Source organism: Mycobacterium sp. NGS59, from assembly GCF_059812345.1.
Genome location: NZ_JCALCN010000009.1, coordinates 81,730 through 100,364 on the forward strand (window position 1 = coordinate 81,730; position 18,635 = coordinate 100,364).

Genomic DNA, 18,635 nt, shown 5'->3' on the forward strand with positions numbered 1-18,635 from the left:
CTGGTCTCTAGTCCCGCACCGCGCCGAAGTTGCGCAGCCGCAAGCTGTTCGACACGACGAAGAACGACGAGAACGCCATGGCCGCGCCGGCTATCAGCGGGTTGAGCAGTCCGGCGGCGGCGATCGGAATCGCGGCGATGTTGTAGCCGAACGCCCAGATCATGTTGACCCTGATCGTGCGCATGGTGGCTGCGGCCAGGTCCAGCGCCAGCGGCACGACTTCGAGGTCGTCCCGGACCAGGATGACGTCGGCGGCGCCGATCGCGACGTCGGTGCCCCGACCCATCGCCATACCCAGGTCCGCGCAGGCCAGCGCAGGTCCGTCGTTGATGCCATCGCCGACCATGGCGACGACGTGGCCGCGCTCACGCAGCTGCTCGATGACGTCGACCTTCCCTTCGGGCAGGATGTCGGCGATCACCTCGTCCACCCCGACGCGGGCGGCCACCGCGCCCGCGGATGCGGGGTTGTCGCCGGTCAACAGCACGGTTCGGATGCCGCGCTGGTGCAGCGCGGTGACCGCGTCGGCCGCCGAGTCCTTCACCGCGTCACCCACCGCGATGACGCCGCACGGGTGGCCGTCCACCTCGACGAATACCGCTGTCTCACCGCGTGATTCGGCGTTGCGCCGGGCCGCGAGCAGTACCGGCTCCTGGTCGGCGGCGGCGATCCAGGACGGTTTGCCGATTCGCACGGTCCGGCCGCTGACGCTGCCGCTGACCCCCCGGCCGGGCACGGCACGGAAGTCGGCGACGGGTTCGCGCTGCGCTGCGGCGGCGGCGATCGCCAATCCCACCGCGTGCTCGGATCCGGCTTCCACCGTCGCGGCCAGTTCGAGGACCTCGTCGGCATCCCAGCCGGGCGCGACGGTCACCGCGCCGACCGTCAGGTGCCCCGTCGTCAACGTGCCGGTCTTGTCGAACACCACCGTTTCGACGGCGCGGCTGGCCTCCAACGACTGGTAACCCTTGAGGAAGATGCCGAGTTGGGCGCCACGCCCGGAAGCGACCATCATCGCCGTCGGGGTGGCCAGACCCAGCGCGCAGGGGCAGGCGATGACGAGCACGGCCAGGGTGGCCGAGAAAGCCTGGTCCGGCTGCCCGCCGGCGAGCAGCCATCCCGCGGCAGTCAATGCCGCGATGACGAAGACGCACGGGACGAACACCGAGGCGATCCGGTCGGCGAGTCGCTGCGCGTCGGCCTTCTGTGCCTGCGCCTGCTCGACCAGCCGGACCATGCCGGCGAACTGGGTGTCGGCGCCCACCGCGGCGGCCTCGACGATCAGCCGTCCGTCGAGCACGATCGTGCCGCCGATCACCTGCGATCCCGGACGCGCCCGCACGGGTTTGGCTTCGCCCGTCATCGCGCTGAGGTCGACCGCGGCGGATCCCTCGACGACGAGTCCGTCGGCGGCGATCGTCTGACCGGGGCGTACCACGAAGCGCTGCTGCTCCTGCAATTCGTCCGCCGGAATGACCGCTTCGGACCCGTCGAGCTGCAGGACAGCGACATCCTTGGCACTCAGCGCCGCGAGCGCGCGCAGCGCACTTCCCGCCCTCGACTTGGCGCGGGCCTCGAAATAGCGGCCCGCCAGGACGAAGACCGTGACGCCCGCGGCCACCTCGAAGTAGATGGCGTCGCTGCCCAACAGGGCCTGCCACACGCCCCGGCGCTCGGTGGTCTGGTGCTCACCGAAAACGGTGTAGAACGACCAGATCGTGGCGGCGGTGATACCGACGGAGATCAACGTCTCCATCGACGCCCCGCCGTGCATCGCGTTGCGCAGCGCGACCCGGTGGAACGGCCACGCCGCCCAGGCCACCACCGGCAGAGCCAGCACAGTGAGCAGCCACTGCCAGCCGGTGAAGCGGGTGCCCGGCATCACGGCGAACAACACCGACAGGTGCGCCAGCGGCACGAAGAACACGGCGGCGACGGCAAACCGGGTGAACAGGTACCGCGCCCGGTCGGCATCGGGATCGGCATCCAGGTCGCCGCCTCGGCGCAGTTCGGCGTCGTAACCGGCGCCGCGTACCGCCGCGCACAGTTCGTCGGCCGTGACGTCCCCGCTGGCCTCGACAGTCGCGACGCGGGTGGCGAAATTGACCGAGGCCCGCACACCCGGCAGCTTGTTGAGCGTCGACTTGACCCGGTGCGCGCAGGCCATGCAGGACATCCCGGTGATATCGAGCTGCACCACCTCGGCGCGTTCGGAAGATGCGTCGGTCGTGGTCGTCGTGGTCATCGCGGTTCCTCACCTCCTGTCAAACCGTCCGATACAGATCAGTCGTCGCGACCGGCTGATTAGTTCCCGACGTATCGACCGCAGTTATGGCCTATCCTCGAGATCCGTGGCGACAGGCGGCGACGATGACCAAATTACCCACCTCGCCAAATGCGCCGGTCGGGGTGACCGGGCGGCATTGTCGCAATTCATCCAGGCCACCCAGCGCGATGTGTGGCGGATGGTGGCCTATCTCGCCGGCCCGGCCAGCGCCGACGACCTGACCCAGGAGACGTTCCTGCGGGCGATCGGTGCGCTGCCGCGTTTCGCCGGCCGGTCCACCGCCCGCACCTGGTTGCTGTCGATCGCCCGTCGCGTGGTCGTCGATCAGATCCGGCACGACACGAGCCGGCCCCGGACCGCCCACGTGGCCGACCTCGACGAAGCGCTCGCCGCCAGTTCTGCACCGGGTCCGCGTGGCAACCGGATCGAGAACATGGTGGAAGTCCGGATGTTGATCGACGGGTTGGATCCGAAGCGCCGCGAGGCCCTGGTCCTCACCCAGATCCTCGGTCTGTCCTACGACGAAGCCGCAGAAGTCGCCGGATGTCCGGTCGGCACCGTCCGCTCCCGGGTGGCGCGCGCCCGCGACGACCTGCTGCGCGCGGCCACCGAGGACGACCGCGCCGGATAGCTCAATTGCGTTTCAGCGCAGGATGACTGCGGGTGAGCAGGGGCAGCATCCATTCCGGGGGCGCGACCCGGAACAACGCCGAGGCCGCCCGGTTGACCAGTCCCGGGACGACTACAGCCTTGCCGGCCGCCAGCCCGTCGATGCCGGCCTGCGCCACCTTGTCGGCGGGAATCCACATGACCTTGGGTAACGCCGCGTCGGCTTCTTCTTTGGAGAACCCGGCCGCCTCGCCGAATCCGGTGTCCACCGGTCCCGGACACAGCGCGGTGACGGACACCCCCGTTCCGCCCAACTCCCCACGCAGCGAGTGGGTGTAGGACAGCACGAATGCCTTGGCCGCGCCGTAGGCCGCCTGACCCGGCAGCGGGCCGAATGCAGCCACGGACGCCACGTTGAGGATGGCGCCCCGCCGGCGCTCGACCATTCCGGGCAGGAACCTGCTGGTCAGGTCCACGACCGCGGCCACGTCGACCTCGACCAGGTTGAGTTCCTTCGCCGGGTCGGACTTCGCGACGACGCCCGTCGTGGACAACCCGGCGTTGTTGACCAGGATGTCCGGGGTCAGGCCCAACGCGACGACGCGATCGAGCAGGCTCGCGCGATCATTGCGGTCGGACAGATCCGCCGGCAGCGGGTGCGCCTGCGCGCCCAGCCGGCCGGCGATCTCCTCGAGGCGATCGACGCTGCGCGCCACCAACACGACTTGATAGCCGCGCTGTGCGAGTATTCGCGCGACTTGTTCGCCGATGCCCGACGATGCACCGGTGACGACGGCGGCGCCGTCCTTTCCTGCTGGTGGGAGTGCCATCAGCTGACCGTACCCGGGCCGCTGTCCAGGCCCAAAGAGGTCAGCAGCGTTCGGCCCCCGGTTGCATCAGGCGGAAGCCGCGCGTCTTGCTTCTCGATACGGCGTGCCAGGCAAGGCAGGCGCGCGCCCGGATCGGCGCGACGAAGTCGAAGCCGGGGGGGCTCAGCTTCCCGTGGTGGAGTGCTGTCATGGCGTCGGTCCTGTCGTCGGTTGGTCAAATTGCAGCCCGTCCGCTTTACACACTCCCCGCACTGCGGTTAATAACGGGCGAAGCGGCCCTGTGGAGTCCGGCACATCGCCACGTGCCTGCCGCTCTTGTCACAGCGGTGAACCGTCAGCGCTTCGCAATCCGTACGGCCGCATCGGTCAGCGAAACGTCGTGGCCCGCCGTACATCGAACGCGGGGGACGACGGCGGCGCCGCATCCGTCGTGGACGAGTTCCATGGCGCCGGCTTCGCCCTGCAGGGACCTGCCGAATTCGATCAGGCTGATCAGCACCGGGAACAATTCGCGGCCCCCCTCGGTGAGCACGTACTCGTAGCGGGTGCGCTGCCCGGGTTCCTGGTACGGCCGCTTTTCCAGCAGTCCGGCATCGACGAGTTGCCGGAGCCGTTTGGCGGCGATCTGTTCGGTCACTCCCGCGCGGCGGGCCAGTTCGTCGAAACGCCTTCCGCCGAAGAATGTTTCACGCAGCAAGACCATGGCCGAGTGGGTGCCGATGAACTGCAGCGCATATTCCATCGGGCACCAATCGGCCACCGTCCAGCGGTCCCGGTCAGCCAGTCCACCCGACAGCTTCACCTGACTCCGATCTCGTTGCGGCGGTTAGGGATTGAGAATCAGGCAATTGCTGGTCGCGGACGCCAACAACTTGCCGGTGCCACTGGTCAGCACGGCTTCGGCCAGCGCGGTGCGCCGGCCCAGATGGGTCACCGTGCCGGTGCACCGGACCGGCCCGGTGTCGACGCTGATCGAACCGATGAACCGCACCGACAGGTCGAGGCTGGTGTAGGCGACCCCGGCCGGCAGCATGCTGTGGACTGCGCACGCGGCAGCCGAATCGAGCAAGGTGCAGTACATGCCGCCATGGACGGAGCCGATCGGGTTGTAGTGGAACTCGGCCGGCGTCATGGTGAAGACCGCCGTGCCTTTCGAAACCGATTCCAGGCGAGCGCCGATGGTGCTCATCACCGGTGGCGGCGGTATCTCGCCGGCGGCCATGGCCTGCAAGAACTCCAGACCACCGCGGCCGCGGGCGGCAGCTGCGGCGACCATCGGATCTGCCCATTCGACGGTGCGGGTTCTGGTGTCGCAGGCCATTTCGCTCACGCGCTTCATCGTCACCCCCTGACTAAACTCTAGTCAAGCCAGGGGCGTGTCGCCTCGGTCACACCTCGGCCGTCATGGCCGCCCTTTCCAGGTCGAGCAACTGCTCGCCGTGCAGTTCCTCGTCGTAGGCTCGGCGTCCGCCGCGCAGCCCGAACAGTCGTTTGGAGACGAGCAGGTACACCACCGCTGCCAGGTTGATGGCCAGCGTCACCACCCGGGTCATCGTGACGCCTTTGAGCAGGTCATGGATCTCCAGCGGCAGAAACAGCGACGTGGCCACCACCGCCAGGTACTCCCCCCAGCGTTTCAGCAGCCACAAGCCGACGCCTTCGACAACCTGCAGCACCGCGTAGGCGCCGAGCATGCAGGTGATCAACGCCAGCGTGGACGGTTTTGCGGCCAGTGCCTTCTCCAGTTCTTGGACGGCGGTCATCTGGTCGACCTTGAATCCGGCTGCACGGAAGATCGGCAGGTCCCGGTCCAGGGTGGCCTGGATGGCACCGCGGGAACCGCGGAAGGTCCACACCGCCCACGCTGCGAGTGCCAACACCACCGCCCGCAGCAGGCGCTCGACAGCCAGCGCGCGGATGATGATGGCCTGCCGCAACGCCTTGCCCCTGGTTATCAGCGGCGCATCTTCGGGACGTCCGCGCCCGTGCGGCTCCCCCAGGGCGAAGTCACCGCATCGTAGGCAGCGCCACGCCTCCCCGAGTTCGGTGGTGGCACTGAGCCTTTCGGCCAATGCCTCGTCGTCGGGCGCGTAGGTGGCATGGCCGGTGAGCGCGCAGGTGACCAGTTCCCACCGGTTGACCGTACGGTTCTCCTTTTTGGCCACGTGCGCTCCTTCGGAACCAATCGCGGCCGAATCGACGCCGCGGATGCGCCGATCATTCAATGCCAGAAGCAAACCACGCAAGGGGAACGCGCGTATCGGGCGCCATGCCTACTGTTGCGACACCAACTCGGCTTCCTGCACCAACCGGCTACCTATCGACCGGATCTGGCGAGCCGTGATGGCGCTGAGCGGATGGACCGCGATGATCAGTGCGACCTGCCGTCGGGGACCGAACACCGGGGCGGCGATGGTGGCCACCGGTTGCGGTGCCCGGCCGTCCTCGAAAAGCGCTCCGCTGGCAGTGAATTCGACGAGCAGCTGATCAAGGATCTCGCGGACCGTAACCGGCATCTCGTCGTTGTGCAGCCTGCCCACCAACTGCGCGGCCCGCGCCAACGCGGGCGTGGTGCAGTCGACGTCGAACCCACGGTCGCGGGTGCGCGCCAGCACCAATCGCAGGCGCTGCACGCGTTCGGCATCGTTGCCTGCTCCGCGGCGGATCCAGTCGCGCTGACCCTCGGCGGTGTCCCAGGCGGCAAAGGCGACGCCGAACGGCGGCGCGTATGGGATACGGTCGCCGGGCAGTCCCGAGGGTTCGGTGGCCCCGTCTCCCTCGAACGCGGTGATCACCAGCGAGTCCTCGAACCGCTCGACCACCGAGCCGGCGAAGCCCACCTCGCGGGACACCCGCAGCGCCGCCGCGCGGGCGTGATGGGCGAGTGGCCGGGCGATGTCGGCACGGGCGGCCACCACCGCCAACGCCGGACCCAGCGTGAACGTCCTGTCCATCGGGTCGCGGCTTACCCACCCCCGGTCGCAGAGCGTCTTGAGAATGGCGTGCGCGGTCGCCTGGGTGAGATCGAGTTCGCGGACGACGTCGGAGAAACGCAATTGCCGGTCGGTCGAGCGGGCGAGCAGTTCGACCACGTCGAGTACCCGCGCGGTCGGGGCAGAAGTGGATCCGCGAATGGCTTGACTCCCTCTGACCGGTCTTCTTAGAGTTGGACCACTATTTCGAGAGTATATCTCGTCTATTTGAGAAATTGCCGGAGCGGGGCGCACGTGACATTCGCAGCGAAGTACGGCCCGTGGGCACTGGTCGCGGGGGCATCCGACGGCGTGGGCGCCGCGTTCGCCAAAGGCCTGGCCGAGCGCGGCATCAACGTCGTGCTGCTGGCGCGCCGGCAAGCCGTGCTGGATCAGGTTGCCGCCGAGATCAATTCGGCGACATCTGTTCAAACCCGCACCCTCGCAGTGGATCTCGCGCAACCACACGCGTCGAGCACCATCGTCGAGGCGGTTGGTGACCTCGACATCGGATTCCTGGTGTACTGCGCCGGTGCCGACCCCGATTTCCAGCCGTTCCTGACCAATCCACTCGCCGCCGCCGAGGCGATGGTGCAGCGCAACTGCGTGGTGCCGATGCAGTTGTGCCACCATTTCGCTGCGCAGATGGTGGCGCGGGGACGCGGCGGGATCGTCATCTTCGGCTCGGGTGCCGGCTTCGCCGGGGGCCCGAACATGGTGGCCTACGGTGCATCCAAGGCTTTCGGCATGGTCTTCGCCGAAGCGTTGTGGGCCGAACTCCACGACAAAGGTGTCGATGTCCTGGGGCTGATCTTGGGCAAGACCAACACACCCGCCTTGCGTGAACTCGAATACAGCCGCGGTCAGATCGCCTCGCCCGACGACGTCCCGCCGGGCGCGGCCAGCGTCGAGGACGTCATCGCCGAGGCGTTCGAGAACCTGACCAACGGACCGACCTGGATCGTCGGCGACGACATGCGGGCCGCAATGCAGATGTTGGGTTCGCTCCCGCGCAATCAGGCTGTCGAGCTCATCTCACAGGCCAGTGCTGCGGCGATGGGCTCGGACGGTTGACGGTTGGATCGGCGCGCGCCAGGTGATCAGGACCCGGCCGTAGCGCAGGCGCCGGATTCGGGCATCGGGCAGTACCGCGCCCAGATGGGTCGGCAGTTGATATTCCACGGTTGTTCGGCCGACACCCCGTCCAACCTAGCCGCGGACATCCTATTCTTCGGTTGGGATCTGGCCCGGAAGGAGATGCAGTGACCGCAACTCGAGAAGTTCTCGCCGTGATCGGCGCCGGCGGTATGGGCCTGGCCATCGCGCGGCGACTCGGTTCCGGCAAGACGGTGCTGCTGGCCGACAACAGCGAGGCGACGTTGAGCTCGGCGACCGAAGCGCTGCGAGCCGACGGCTACGAGATCGAAACCCAGCGTGTCGACGTCTCGTCAGCGGAATCGGTGCGCGCGCTGGCCGACTTCGCCGGCTCCCTCGGGCCCGTGACTCAGGTGGCGCACACCGCCGGTCTGTCCCCGGCGCAAGCCTCGGCACAGGCGGTGATGGCCGTCGACCTGCTCGGTGTCGCCCTGGTGCTACAGGATTTCGGAGACATCGTCGCGCCGGGCGGTGCCGGTGTCGTGATCGCGAGCATGGCCGGCCACATGTTCCCGCCGATGGACGCCGAGCGGGAAAAGGCGCTGGCGCACAACCCCCCCGGCGAACTGCTGGACCTGGACTTCGTCAGCAGTATCACCGAATCGACAATGGCTTATCCGATCGCCAAGCAGGCCAATCTACTTCGCGTACGCGCGGCCAGCGCGCACTGGGGCCGTCGCGGCGCCCGGATCAACTCGATCAGCCCGGGCATCATCTCCACGCCGATGTCGCAGGAAGAACTCGCCTCCCCCGTCGGGGACGGCATGCGCGCGATGATCGCGATGTCGGCGACCGGCCGGATCGGGACGCCCGACGACATCGCGGCCGCGGCGGCGTTCCTGCTCGGTCCGCGAGCGACTTTCATCACCGGTACCGATCTGCTGGTCGACGGCGGCGTGATCGCCGCCGTCAAGGCCGGGAACCCCTGAGACCTCAGACCAGGTAATAGAGCTCCGGTTGTTCGGTGTGGTCGGCCTTCGTCCTCGCGTGCGCGTAACGCACCGCGCGGAGGGTCGCCGAGAATTCCTTGTCCTCTTCGGGGAAGACGTGTTCGGCGGGAAACCACCGCGAGAAGCCGACGTTGTTCAATACCGCGAGGGTGTCCGCGCGCACCCCGGCCAGCAGCACCGTCGTCCCGTGGTCGGTCAGGTCATGTAGAAAGTGCTCGATGCGTTCGATGCAGACGACGTCGGGATGTCGTACCCGCTTGAGGCGCAGGATCACGATCTTGCCTTCGTCTTCGGCCCTGATCCGCCCCTGCAGTTCCGAGAGGTGGCGGTCCAATTCCGGTGCGGCCCCGAAGAACAATTCCCCTTCCAGGTCATAGATGACCGTCTCGGGGTCCGAGGGATCTCCCGGAACACGTTCCCGGACAACACGTTCGGGGGTCACTACCAGTACCTTGGCCCGCAGCTTCGCAGGGTGAGCTTAAATATGCGCAGTTGACGCATCGTTCGGGTGCCTTATTTATGCTGAGTAAATTTGACCGGCAACGCTGGAAGGGGCTTGATGAGCCGCCGCGCGGTAATGACAACTCTGGTATGCCTGTCGACCCTGGGCGCATCGGCCATCGGCTGTCCTGCGCCTGCCCATGCGGACTTCTCCATACAGCTGCACTGGAAAGTGCCCGGCGGTGGTGGGGCGGATCGGCACGACCAACCACTGATCACGAACGTAGAAGTGACCGGCGAGACCTGCGCCACGAACCCCACGAAAGACGGTTTCGTGGTGGACCAGGGCGGAAGTCCCTTCGGCAAGTGCACCTACAACAAGACCTGGGTGCAGTACTCGGTGACGGTCACAGGAGCATCGACGAAGACGGTCCCCGTCCGCATACAGCAGGTGAGCGATGTCGGCTCGTCACCCGTCCTGTTCGACGCCCAATGCGCCCAGCCGTACTGGTGCATCTTCGGGCCGGCCCAGAGTTCGCGGAACGCCGACGTGACGGTTGGCGGCGCGTACTAGTAGTTCTCGGGTTGGTCGCGGGTCAGCGCACGCTGTACTCGTGCAGTCTCTGGTTGGCATACTCGCTGACCGTCACGTATCCCCGACCGTCCGGATGGAACGCGATCGCCTCGCCTTGGGTCTCCTCGATGACGGGGCCTTCCACTGGCTGCTGACTGAACGGCGACCACGAGCTGGTGCCGGGAGCGCGGTTCCACAGCAGCACGTCGTCATAGGTCCGCACGGCCAACTGCGAACCGTCGGCGGAGAAGTCGGCGCTGGTGACGAGTTGCTCGTTGGCGTCCGAAAGATCAAGGGTGGCAACCTGTGTCAGCGTTCTGCTGGCACTGCTGCTGCCCGCGTTGCTCCACCCAGTATCCGGCGTCGAATAGACACGGGCGACATCGGCGTCGGTTTTTTCGATGAGCATCAGATTGTGGTTGACCGGGTCGACGGCCAGCGCCTCCGAGTTCAGCCGCGCACCGTCGGGATAGACCAGCCGGACCTGCTCCACTCCAGTCAGTCTGCCGGTGGTCGGATTGGCGGCGGTGCCGGTGACGATCGGCTCGGGTACTCGATAAACGGTTATGCTGCTGCGGGATTGGCCGTTGTCGCCGATATCGCCGACATAGATGTAGGACTTACCGTCCGGTCCTCTGGCGACCTCGATATCCTCCCAGTCGTTGGCTGTCGCGCCACTGAGCTCGTAGGTCGCCAACGTCTGTCCCGTCTCGGCGTCGATCGCGAAGATGCGCGCCGAGTCGCCCGAATCGTTGTGCACCCAATACACGTCCGGGTTGTTGATCCCCGCGTCGATGCCGGAGATTTCGGTGAGGTTGCCGTCGGTGACGGTCCCGCCGTTGGAAGCGACGACGTCGCCGTCGCGGGCCGCGTCGACGACATTCGGCGGCGACGGATCGGTCGGCTCGCCGGGGTCGGTCGGCTCACCGGGGTCGGTCGGACCGCCGGGGTCGGTCGGCCCGCCGGGGTTGGCGGTCCTGGCGCCCATGGCGCCGTCGGCCCCGTCATTGCCGAGCAACCATCCGCCGGCGCCGCCGCGACCTCCCGGCGCCCCAGCCTCGCCACCGATGCCCGGGCCGCCCCGCCCGCCGGCGCCACCGTTTCCGATCAGTCCGGCATCACCACCCCTGCCCCCGGCCCTGCCCGGCGCACCGGATCCGCCGTCACCGCCGTCGCCGTACAACAATCCGCCCGGGCCACCGTCCTGCCCGGTGCCTGCCACCCCGTCCACACCATTTCCAATCAACGGGCGTCCGAGCAGGGTCTGGGTAGGCGCATTGATCAGGTCCAGCAACGGGTTGGCGTTGGCCGCCTCCGCGGCGGAATACGCTGCGGACCCCGAGCCCAGCAGCTGCACGAAGCGCTGGTGGAATTCCGCTATCTGCGCGCTCAACGCTTGATAGTCGCGGGCGTTGCCGGCGAACAGCGCAGCGACGGCGGCCGACACTTCATCTGCTGCGGCGGCCGCTATACCGGTCGTCGGCAGCGCGGCGGCGGCATTGGCCGCCCCCACCGCGGAACCGATCGCGGACAACTCGGTCACCGCGGACGACAACATTTCCGGGGCCGCTAGCAGGTACGACATCGCTATTCCTCCGGGGCAGTAGAACTAATCAATCGATTGATCATATGCACAGGTACGGTGAAGACGAGGGCTTTCTCCGGAAAATCAATCAATTGATAGCTTAAGCGGGGCCGCGGGGCGGTCCGTGCGGCAATTCGGAACCCCGGTCCGGTGCACCCAGTCGCGCGGTCGCACCCGCCACGTGCGGCGCGCGTAGTCCAGTTCGGTATAGGGCCACTGGGTCACAATGCGTCCGGACGGCGAACGGAAGTAGCTGTCGCACTGCGTCCAGATGGTGCGGTCCAGGTCCGCCGACAACCGATCGTTGAAACGCTCTTCGGCCTCCGGCCGAACGTCGATATAGCCACCGCGACGGGCCAGCCGAGACACGGCGCTGGCCACCAACCGCGCTCCGGCTTCGAGGATGTAGACGATCGAGTTTCCGCCCTGATTGGTGTTGGGACCGTAGAGCATGAAGAAGTTCGGGAACCCCGCGACGGCGGTACCGAGATACGCGCTGGGGTCGGCGCCCCACCGTTCGTGCAGCCGCCGGCCCTCGGCACCGACCACCTCGATACCCGAAAGATATTGCGACGTCTCGAATCCGGTGGCCAGAACGATCGCGTCGACCTCCACCACCCTGCCGTCGGCGGTGACGATCGACTTCCGGGTCACCCGCTCGACCGGTTCGGTCACCAACTCGACGTCGTCTCGCTGCAGCGCCCGGTAGAAGTCGTCTCCGAGCAGCACACGTTTGCACCGGAAGGGATACGACGGCGTCAGGGATCGGCGCAGTTCCGCGTCGGTCACGGTGCGCTCCAGAAACGACGTCGCGAACCGCGACCTGCCCGCCACGACCGGATCGTCGACCATGGTCGCGGTGTTGTCGTGCTGGAACTTCCAGATCTGCCATCGGACCCGACGGGCGGCCAGTGGATTGCGCCGGAAGCGCGCCAATTCGTCTGCGGTGTAAGGCCGGTCCTCTTTGGGCACCATCCAGGGCGGGGTCCGTTGAAACACCGTGAGACCTGCGGTGATCTTGGCCAGTTCGGGAACGACCTGCACGCCACTGGCCCCAGTTCCGATCACCGCCACTTTCTTGCCGGCCAGGTCGACGCCATGATCCCACTGGGCGGTGTGCATCACGGTTCCCCCGAAATCCCCGAGGCCCGCGATCGCCGGAAGTTTGAGCGCACCGAACAGCCCTACGGCGCAGACGACGACGTCGACGGACAGGGTCTGGTCGCAATCGTCGAGGTGCAGGTCCCATCGCCAGGTGTCGGGGTTCCATCGCGCGGAGCGCACCGAGGTTTTCAGCATCAGATGGCGACGCAGATCGAACTCGTCGGTCACCGACTCCAGATAGGCCAGGATCTCCGGTTGCCGGGCATAGGTGCGACTCCAGTTCTTGTTGGGCGCGAACGAAAATGAGTAGAGGTGACTCTGGATGTCGCAGGCGGCACCCGGATAGGTGTTGCGCCGCCAGGTGCCGCCGACTCCGTCGGCCCCGTCGATGATCACCAGGTCATCGATGCCCCGGCGCCGAAGCGCGACCGCGGTGCCCAGGCCGCCGAACCCGGCGCCGATGATCGCCACCTTGGGCGGGTGCCGACGCCGGGTCGCGGCGCGCAGTCGGCCCACGGCATACCGCGACCTCATGAACGATCCCGGCGCAGTTCGAAACCCGCGAGATCCCCGTCAGTACGCCAAGCCGCAAGGGTGTCGGCGTACTCGGTGGGTCCACCGAAGAAGAAGCTGCCCTGCCGGGTCTTGGCGTCCGCTCTGCCCTCTCGGTTGTAGTACCCGGGCGTGCAGGTCCTGGAGCGTTCCGCGGTAGCCTCCGAGCGCGTCACCACGGTCTGGACCCACTCGGCTTCCGCGGCAAGCGACGCCTCGACTTCGCCTACACCCCGTTGCAGGGCCCAGGCGATGATCCACGCGGCGTGCGTCGCCTGCACGTCGAGCAGATAGGGAAAGTTCACGGTCAACCCTGCCTGGGCAATGCTTTCGATGAAGCAGTTCGGAAAACCGTTGGTGCACAGGCCTTGGAAGGTGCGCACGCCGTCACGCCACCGCTGGGTCAGCGTCACCCCGTCGCGGCCGACCAGTTCGAATCCCGTCCGGCGGCAGTAGTCGGTGCCCACCTCGAAACCCGTTGCAAAGATCAAACAATCGAGCTCGTAGGTCGTCCCGTCGACAACTACGCCCGTCTCGCTGATTGCCTGCACGCCCATGCCTCGGGTGTCGACCAACGCCACGTTGTCCAGGTTGAACGCCTGCAGATAGTCGTCGTGAAAGCAGGGCCGTTTGCAGAAGTAGCCGTACCAGGGCTTGAGCGCTTCGGCCGTCGCTGGATCGGTCACGATGCCAGCCACCCGCGCCCGGATCTCCTCCATCTTGGCGAAGTCCGCCATTTCGATGTCACGGGTGCGTTGCTCGGGGCTTACCGTCCCGTCGCTGTCGTGGCGCATGACCGGAAGTTTGCGGGTGATGCTGGTCCAGGCGTCGGCAACCAGGTCCCGCTCCGCCTGTCCGCCGGCGGTGAGGACCTGAAAGTTCTCGATACGTTCACGCTGCCACCCCGGCTGTAATGCGTTGGCCCACTGCGGATCTGTGGGTCCGTTGGCACGCACGTCCACCGAAGAAGGGGTGCGCTGGAAAACGAACAGCTGCTGAGCCGCCGCGGCCAGGTGCGGCACACATTGCACAGCGGTCGCTCCGGTACCGATGATGCCGACCCGCTTGTCGGCCAGATTCTCGAGGTTCTCGCCGGTGTAACCGTAGTCCCACCGGCTGGTATGGAACATGCGGCCGCCGAACGCCGAAATCCCCGCAATGCCAGGCAGTTTGGGCTTGGCCTGATACCCGTTGGCCATGCAGACAAACTTCGCGCGCATCTCGTCACCGCGGTCGGTCATGACGACCCACCGGGAAGTCTCGGTCTCCCAACGGATTTCGCGAACATCGGTCTGCAAGCACGCGTTGCGGTACAGATCGTAGTGCCGAGCTATACGTTGGCAGTGCGCAAAGATCTCCGCCCCGCCGGCGTACTTGTGTTCGGGGATATAGCCGAGTTCCTCCAACAGCGGGACGTACACGTAGGACTCGACGTCGCAGGCGATCCCCGGATAGCGATTCCAGTACCAGGTGCCGCCGACGTCGGCTGCCCGGTCGATCAGCCGGATGCTTTGCACGCCGAGCTCACGGAGTCGCACCGCGGTCAGCAGGCCACCGAAGCCCGCACCGACGATCGCCACGTCGACTTCGTCGCTGAGCGGTTCGCGGGCAAAGGTCTGGTCTGCCCACGGGTCCTGCCCGAAACACGCGAATTCACCCGCGATTTCGACGTATTGCGCGATTCCGTCAGGCCGCAGCCGCTTGGCGCGTTCCTGGGCATACTTCTGGCGCAGCGCGTCGACATCGAATGCGCAGCCGACAGTCTCGGTCAATGTCTCGGTCCCACTCGTCGTGCGCCGACTCTATAATCAATCACTTGATCGCATCAAGGTCCCCGACGATTATGCGGTTCCCAACAGCGCCCCGGTCACCAACACCTTCGAGGCGCCGAGTGCCTCCTGGAACTCCGCGGGCTGCAGGGTCGCCGCCAGTTCGGTCAGTCCGTAGATCAAGGCGTAGACCGCCTCCAAGACGGCCTGCGAGTCGGGATCCGAACCGAGTTCGCCGTCTCGCCGTGCGTCCTCGACTATGTCGGCCAGGAGTTCGCGCACCGATTCGAAACGGGGATGCCCGTCGTCGGGTGTGACGTCGCGCTCGCCGTAGGTGCCGAGGTTCTCGGCCTGGATCGCCCACTCGAACGCGGCAAGGTCGGGGTACTCGCGGAGGAGTTGACCACATTCGTCGAGCACTGCTGCGACGCGTTCGACGATGCCGATCGGTCCGTCGGCGGCCTCCCGCAACCGTGGCATGGCGGTGTCGGATCTCGTCGCGATGGTGGCCTTGATCAACTCGGACTTGGTCGGGAAGTAGTTGTACAGGCTGGCGCTCGTGACATTCGCCATCCGGGCGATTTCGCGGATCGTCGCTCGCGCGTAGCCCACCTCGGCGACGCACTTCATCGTCGCCAGGATGATCCGCTGCCGCGTCTGCGCACCGGTCGCGCCGACGGGACGTCCCAACTGTGGGCGAGTCACGGGTCGAATATATTCGATCGATCAATTGATTCCGGTCTTCGCGGAGGTACCCGGCATGACGGTCGGCTCGTCGCAGCTCGGGCGGCCGGTTGGAGCGGTTGGTACGCAAACTCGCCGCAGAATCATCGACGCGACCATTCGATGTGTCGCCGAGGTGGGTTATTCGCAGGCCTCGATCCGCGAGATCGCGCGGGCTGCCGAGATGACCAGCGGCAGCCTGTATCACTATTTCCCGAACAAGAGCGAGCTGCTCAGAGCCACCGCCGAGGAGATCGAGCAGATCGTCTTGCCACGGTTACGCGCGGCCGCCGCCGGATCCGACGACGTCGTCGAGCGACTCGAGGCGGTGCTCGACGAGTCCAAGCAGTTGATGCGCGACTATCCGTCATTGGCCGGGTTCCTGCGTGCCACGCGCGCGCAAGGCCTGGTGGAGTCGCGCCGCGAAGCCCCGGCATACCCGGGATCCAAAGCGCTGCGCGACGTCGTCACCGAGATCGTCGAGGACGCCCGAAACCAGGGCGTGCTGCCTTCGGGCACCAGTGTGACCGCGGCTGCGGAAGCCATCTGCGCGCTCACCCGCGGTTTGTCGGAGCAAGCGGCCAGACTGGCGCCGCAGCAGTACGACGCCACCCTGGACGCGGTGAAGCGCCTGCTCAGGGGGAGTTTGTTCGCTTCCTCAGCTGATAGGCCTGACGAGTCTTAGAAAATTCTCGGCGTGGCTGGACCGCACTGGTTTGGGACGTGTTCAGGCGGGCAAGATAGATGCATGATTTTGCGCATTCTTGGGTCCGCGGCAACTGTTGCCGCAGGGGTGAGTTCTGCTGTGATGACGTCCTCCATGCCGGCTGCGTTCGCCGAGCCATGTCCCGACGTGGAAGTGGTGTACGCCAGGGGTACCGGCGAGGAAGGGCTGGGGGCGACGGGTGACGCGTTCGTCGACGCGCTGCGGCCGCGTATCGGCGCGCAATCGTTGAACGTGTACTCGGTCAACTACCCGGCCAGCGAGGAGTGGGCAACCGGCATCGACGGCATCAGGGACGCCGGCGCCCACGTGAATTCGATGGCCGGGGCCTGCCCGAAGACCAAAATGGTGCTCTCGGGCTTCTCCCAGGGCGCGGCAGTCATGGGCTTCGTCACGTCGGCCCGGGTGCCCGACGGAGTAGACCCGGCCACCGTTCCCAAACCGCTGGATCCTGCCGTGGCCGAGCACGTCTCCGCGGTGGTGCTGTTCGGCACACCGAACACGCGGGCCATGGAGTTCCTGGGTCAGCCGCAGGTTGCGATCGGTCCGCTCTACCAGGCGAAAACCCTGAAGATCTGCGCCACCGACGACCCGGTGTGCTCGGAGGGAATGAACTTCGCCGCGCACAACTCCTACGCCAATGACGCGGCGGCGATCGATCAGGGTGCAGCCTTCGCGGCCAGCCGGGTGGGGGTGGCGGGACCGGCTCCCGTGCCCGCTCCGCCGGGCTTCGGGGAGTGAACTTTCGACAGCACCGCGGAACTAGGCGTACCGGTCGCGCAATCTGGTGAGCGTGGCCTCGATGCCGCTCGCGTTGTTCTTGGCGAAGCCCAGCCGCTCGTAGTACTTCAGCGTGTTCTTGACGGTTCCGGCGTCGTGATAGTCGAAGGTCTCGGTGACCCGGGTGAGCGTCGGCGAAAGCGCCTCGAATTCCCAGCGCCACCGGTGACCCAGCGGATGGCGCCATTCGACCACCTTGTCCGGTTGTAGGACGGTCACGGTGCTGGTGATGCGGTAGGGCAATCCCAGCATCTTCATGTTGGTCGAGAATTTGGAACCCTCGACCAGATTGGCAGGCGCCTTGACGTTGTCGCGAACGGTGCCCGATCCGTCGAGTTCGCTGTGGCGCCGGGGATCGGCGGCCATCTCGAAGAGTTCGGCAGCCGGGGCGGCCACCTCGACCGACCGACTGACTCGCCGGGGTCCTGCGTCGACAACGGTGACGGTCATCGGGTGTCCTTCCTGCTACGACGGCCCTCGGCCGCGAGGGCGTTTTCCAGCGTAGGCGTCGGCCGTGTGATTGCGACAACAGTCGGATCACCACCGGCGTTCCTCGCGGATTGGCCGCGCGGGTCGTGGTACGGTTCGCTGCTGTGGTGTCGTCGCTGGTCAACGCAGGTAGCAGCCCCCTTTCGGGCGCGCCCGGATCCCGCGATGTCTGAGCTGAACCGCCGCCGTTTCCTGGGGTCACTGGCCGCCTCAACCATCGCCAGCGTGGGCCTGGCCCGGTGCATGGTCGATCCGCAGCCGCGGACGTTCGCCCAGACGCCGGCGGCCGCCGAGGTCGTGCCGCCTGCCGGTCCGACCGCGGGCCTGCTGCCGCCGCCCCCTCCCAGCGCCCGCATCCAACTGCCCGGCGGTGGCGTGCTCAGCCAACTCCCCGGCAGCGGTGACCTGCTCGCGCTGACGGTTGACGACGGCACCAACTCCGAGGTCGTGCGCGCCTACACGCAGTTCGCCAAGGACACCGGCATCCGGCTGACGTTCTTCGTCAACGGGATCTACGACTCGTGGACCGAGAATCTGGCCTTGCTGCGGCCGCTGGTCGAATCCGGCCAGATCGAGCTGGGCAACCACACCTGGTCGCATCCCGACTGCACCACGATCTCCAAGGGCGAGATCGCCAAGCAGCTCTCCCGCAACGACGACTTCCTCAAGAAGACGTACGGCGTAGGCGCCAAACCGTACTGGCGGCCCCCGTACGCCAAGCACAACGCCGTCGTCGACGCGGTGGCCGCCGACCTCGGATACAACGTGCCGGTTTTGTGGTCGGGTTCGCTGTCGGATTCGACGCTGATCACCGAGGAATACATCGTGAAGATGGCCGACCAGTACTTCACTCCCCAGTCGATCGTGATCGGGCACCTCAACCACCTGCCGGTCACCCACGTCTACCCGCAGTTGGTCGCCATCATCCGGGAACGCAAACTGCGCACCGTCACCTTCAACGACGTCTTTCTCAAGACGCCGTAGCCGTCCGTCAAAGGTGCTGCGGCACAACGATAATCCCCCGAAGGGCCGCTCGCCTCGGCGCGCCGTGCGCTTGCGCAGAATGGCGGCCGCGCCGGCGTGTCCCTGTA

General features: G+C 66.7%; 18 protein-coding genes and 1 pseudogene. 7 read left to right on the top strand and 12 right to left on the bottom strand.

Translation table 11 applies throughout. From position 1 onward, the window contains the following. Positions 1-7: 7 nt before the first annotated feature. Entirely contained in the window at positions 8-2,245 is a 2,238-nt protein-coding gene (locus AC5Y46_RS12765) for a heavy metal translocating P-type ATPase (protein ID WP_499991417.1), read from the bottom strand. A 106-nt stretch (positions 2,246-2,351) separates the two neighbouring features. Between AC5Y46_RS12765 and sigC the strand changes: the two genes are divergently transcribed. After that, on the top strand, positions 2,352-2,918 hold the full coding sequence (gene sigC, locus AC5Y46_RS12770; protein WP_499991419.1) for an RNA polymerase sigma factor SigC: 567 nt from the start codon (positions 2,352-2,354) through the stop codon (positions 2,916-2,918). 1 nt (position 2,919) lies between these two features. Here the strand turns inward: sigC and AC5Y46_RS12775 are convergent, their stop codons facing one another. The 5 genes from AC5Y46_RS12775 to AC5Y46_RS12795 all read right to left on the bottom strand — a co-directional run bounded on the left by AC5Y46_RS12775 (position 2,920) and on the right by AC5Y46_RS12795 (position 6,860). Further along, positions 2,920-3,726 carry an SDR family NAD(P)-dependent oxidoreductase gene (locus AC5Y46_RS12775; protein ID WP_499943830.1) on the bottom strand — a complete coding sequence of 269 codons (807 nt, stop codon included), beginning with the start codon at positions 3,724-3,726 and terminating at the stop codon, positions 2,920-2,922. A gap of 334 nt (positions 3,727-4,060) precedes the next feature. Beyond that, positions 4,061-4,528 carry a winged helix-turn-helix transcriptional regulator gene (locus AC5Y46_RS12780; protein WP_499991421.1) on the bottom strand — a complete coding sequence of 156 codons (468 nt, stop codon included), beginning with the start codon at positions 4,526-4,528 and terminating at the stop codon, positions 4,061-4,063. A gap of 24 nt (positions 4,529-4,552) precedes the next feature. Next, positions 4,553-5,047: a PaaI family thioesterase gene (locus AC5Y46_RS12785; protein ID WP_499991551.1), complete on the bottom strand. Its 495-nt coding sequence runs from the start codon at positions 5,045-5,047 to the stop codon at positions 4,553-4,555. A 67-nt stretch (positions 5,048-5,114) separates the two neighbouring features. Further along, the gene (locus tag AC5Y46_RS12790; protein ID WP_499991422.1) at positions 5,115-5,891 is read right to left on the bottom strand and encodes a DUF2127 domain-containing protein; all 777 of its coding nucleotides are present in this window, start codon (positions 5,889-5,891) and stop codon (positions 5,115-5,117) included. Positions 5,892-5,999: 108 nt separating this feature from the next. Beyond that, positions 6,000-6,860, bottom strand: a complete 861-nt coding sequence (locus AC5Y46_RS12795) for a helix-turn-helix domain-containing protein (RefSeq protein ID WP_499991553.1) — start codon at positions 6,858-6,860, stop codon at positions 6,000-6,002. 93 nt (positions 6,861-6,953) lie between these two features. Here AC5Y46_RS12795 and AC5Y46_RS12800 point away from each other — a divergent pair, with 93 nt between their 5' ends. Together AC5Y46_RS12800 and AC5Y46_RS12805 are read left to right on the top strand one after the other, a co-directional pair. Continuing rightward, positions 6,954-7,772: an SDR family NAD(P)-dependent oxidoreductase gene (locus AC5Y46_RS12800; RefSeq protein WP_499991424.1), complete on the top strand. Its 819-nt coding sequence runs from the start codon at positions 6,954-6,956 to the stop codon at positions 7,770-7,772. A gap of 188 nt (positions 7,773-7,960) precedes the next feature. Then, complete coding sequence (locus AC5Y46_RS12805) at positions 7,961-8,782, top strand: SDR family oxidoreductase (protein ID WP_499991426.1); 822 nt, start codon at positions 7,961-7,963, stop codon at positions 8,780-8,782. 4 nt (positions 8,783-8,786) lie between these two features. On the opposite strand, the pseudogene AC5Y46_RS12810 reads toward AC5Y46_RS12805, so the two are convergent. Continuing rightward, positions 8,787-9,272, bottom strand: a pseudogene (locus AC5Y46_RS12810) (STAS domain-containing protein); the annotation flags it as partial. A gap of 63 nt (positions 9,273-9,335) precedes the next feature. On the opposite strand from AC5Y46_RS12810, the gene AC5Y46_RS12815 reads away from it, so the two are divergent. Further along, the gene (locus AC5Y46_RS12815) at positions 9,336-9,818 is read left to right on the top strand and encodes a hypothetical protein (protein ID WP_499991427.1); all 483 of its coding nucleotides are present in this window, start codon (positions 9,336-9,338) and stop codon (positions 9,816-9,818) included. A 22-nt stretch (positions 9,819-9,840) separates the two neighbouring features. Here the strand turns inward: AC5Y46_RS12815 and AC5Y46_RS12820 are convergent, their stop codons facing one another. From AC5Y46_RS12820 to AC5Y46_RS12835, 4 genes are all read right to left on the bottom strand, one after another. After that, positions 9,841-11,403 (bottom strand): PE domain-containing protein, encoded by a 1,563-nt coding sequence (locus AC5Y46_RS12820; RefSeq protein ID WP_499991429.1) that lies wholly within the window; start codon positions 11,401-11,403, stop codon positions 9,841-9,843. Positions 11,404-11,487: 84 nt separating this feature from the next. Beyond that, entirely contained in the window at positions 11,488-13,041 is a 1,554-nt protein-coding gene (locus tag AC5Y46_RS12825) for a flavin-containing monooxygenase (RefSeq protein ID WP_499991431.1), read from the bottom strand. Beyond that, positions 13,038-14,831, bottom strand: a complete 1,794-nt coding sequence (locus AC5Y46_RS12830) for a flavin-containing monooxygenase (RefSeq protein ID WP_499991433.1) — start codon at positions 14,829-14,831, stop codon at positions 13,038-13,040. The genes AC5Y46_RS12825 and AC5Y46_RS12830 overlap by 4 nt, the downstream gene beginning before the upstream one ends. Before the next feature lie 69 nt (positions 14,832-14,900). Next, entirely contained in the window at positions 14,901-15,533 is a 633-nt protein-coding gene (locus AC5Y46_RS12835; protein WP_499991435.1) for a TetR/AcrR family transcriptional regulator, read from the bottom strand. A gap of 55 nt (positions 15,534-15,588) precedes the next feature. Between AC5Y46_RS12835 and AC5Y46_RS12840 the strand changes: the two genes are divergently transcribed. Next, on the top strand, positions 15,589-16,236 hold the full coding sequence (locus tag AC5Y46_RS12840; protein WP_499943817.1) for a TetR/AcrR family transcriptional regulator: 648 nt from the start codon (positions 15,589-15,591) through the stop codon (positions 16,234-16,236). 63 nt (positions 16,237-16,299) lie between these two features. Continuing rightward, positions 16,300-17,016, top strand: a complete 717-nt coding sequence (locus AC5Y46_RS12845; protein WP_499943816.1) for a cutinase family protein — start codon at positions 16,300-16,302, stop codon at positions 17,014-17,016. 21 nt (positions 17,017-17,037) lie between these two features. On the opposite strand, the gene AC5Y46_RS12850 is transcribed toward AC5Y46_RS12845, so the two are convergent. Beyond that, the gene (locus AC5Y46_RS12850) at positions 17,038-17,505 is read right to left on the bottom strand and encodes an SRPBCC family protein (protein WP_499943815.1); all 468 of its coding nucleotides are present in this window, start codon (positions 17,503-17,505) and stop codon (positions 17,038-17,040) included. Positions 17,506-17,718: 213 nt separating this feature from the next. Between AC5Y46_RS12850 and AC5Y46_RS12855 the strand changes: the two genes are divergently transcribed. Further along, positions 17,719-18,528, top strand: a complete 810-nt coding sequence (locus AC5Y46_RS12855; protein ID WP_499943914.1) for a polysaccharide deacetylase family protein — start codon at positions 17,719-17,721, stop codon at positions 18,526-18,528. Positions 18,529-18,635: the final 107 nt, after the last annotated feature.

Bases quoted from the DNA above. Each gene is read 5' to 3' on its own strand.
- AC5Y46_RS12765 (WP_499991417.1), bottom strand. From the start codon at position 2,245: ATGACCACGACGACCACGACCGACGCATCTTCCGAACGCGCCGAGGTG.
- AC5Y46_RS12775 (WP_499943830.1), bottom strand. From the start codon at position 3,726: ATGGCACTCCCACCAGCAGGAAAGGACGGCGCCGCCGTCGTCACCGGT.
- AC5Y46_RS12785 (WP_499991551.1), bottom strand. From the start codon at position 5,047: ATGGCCTGCGACACCAGAACCCGCACCGTCGAATGGGCAGATCCGATG.
- AC5Y46_RS12820 (WP_499991429.1), bottom strand. From the start codon at position 11,403: ATGTCGTACCTGCTAGCGGCCCCGGAAATGTTGTCGTCCGCGGTGACC.
- AC5Y46_RS12825 (WP_499991431.1), bottom strand. From the start codon at position 13,041: ATGAGGTCGCGGTATGCCGTGGGCCGACTGCGCGCCGCGACCCGGCGT.
- AC5Y46_RS12840 (WP_499943817.1), top strand. From the start codon at position 15,589: ATGACGGTCGGCTCGTCGCAGCTCGGGCGGCCGGTTGGAGCGGTTGGT.
- AC5Y46_RS12845 (WP_499943816.1), top strand. From the start codon at position 16,300: ATGATTTTGCGCATTCTTGGGTCCGCGGCAACTGTTGCCGCAGGGGTG.
- AC5Y46_RS12850 (WP_499943815.1), bottom strand. From the start codon at position 17,505: ATGACCGTCACCGTTGTCGACGCAGGACCCCGGCGAGTCAGTCGGTCG.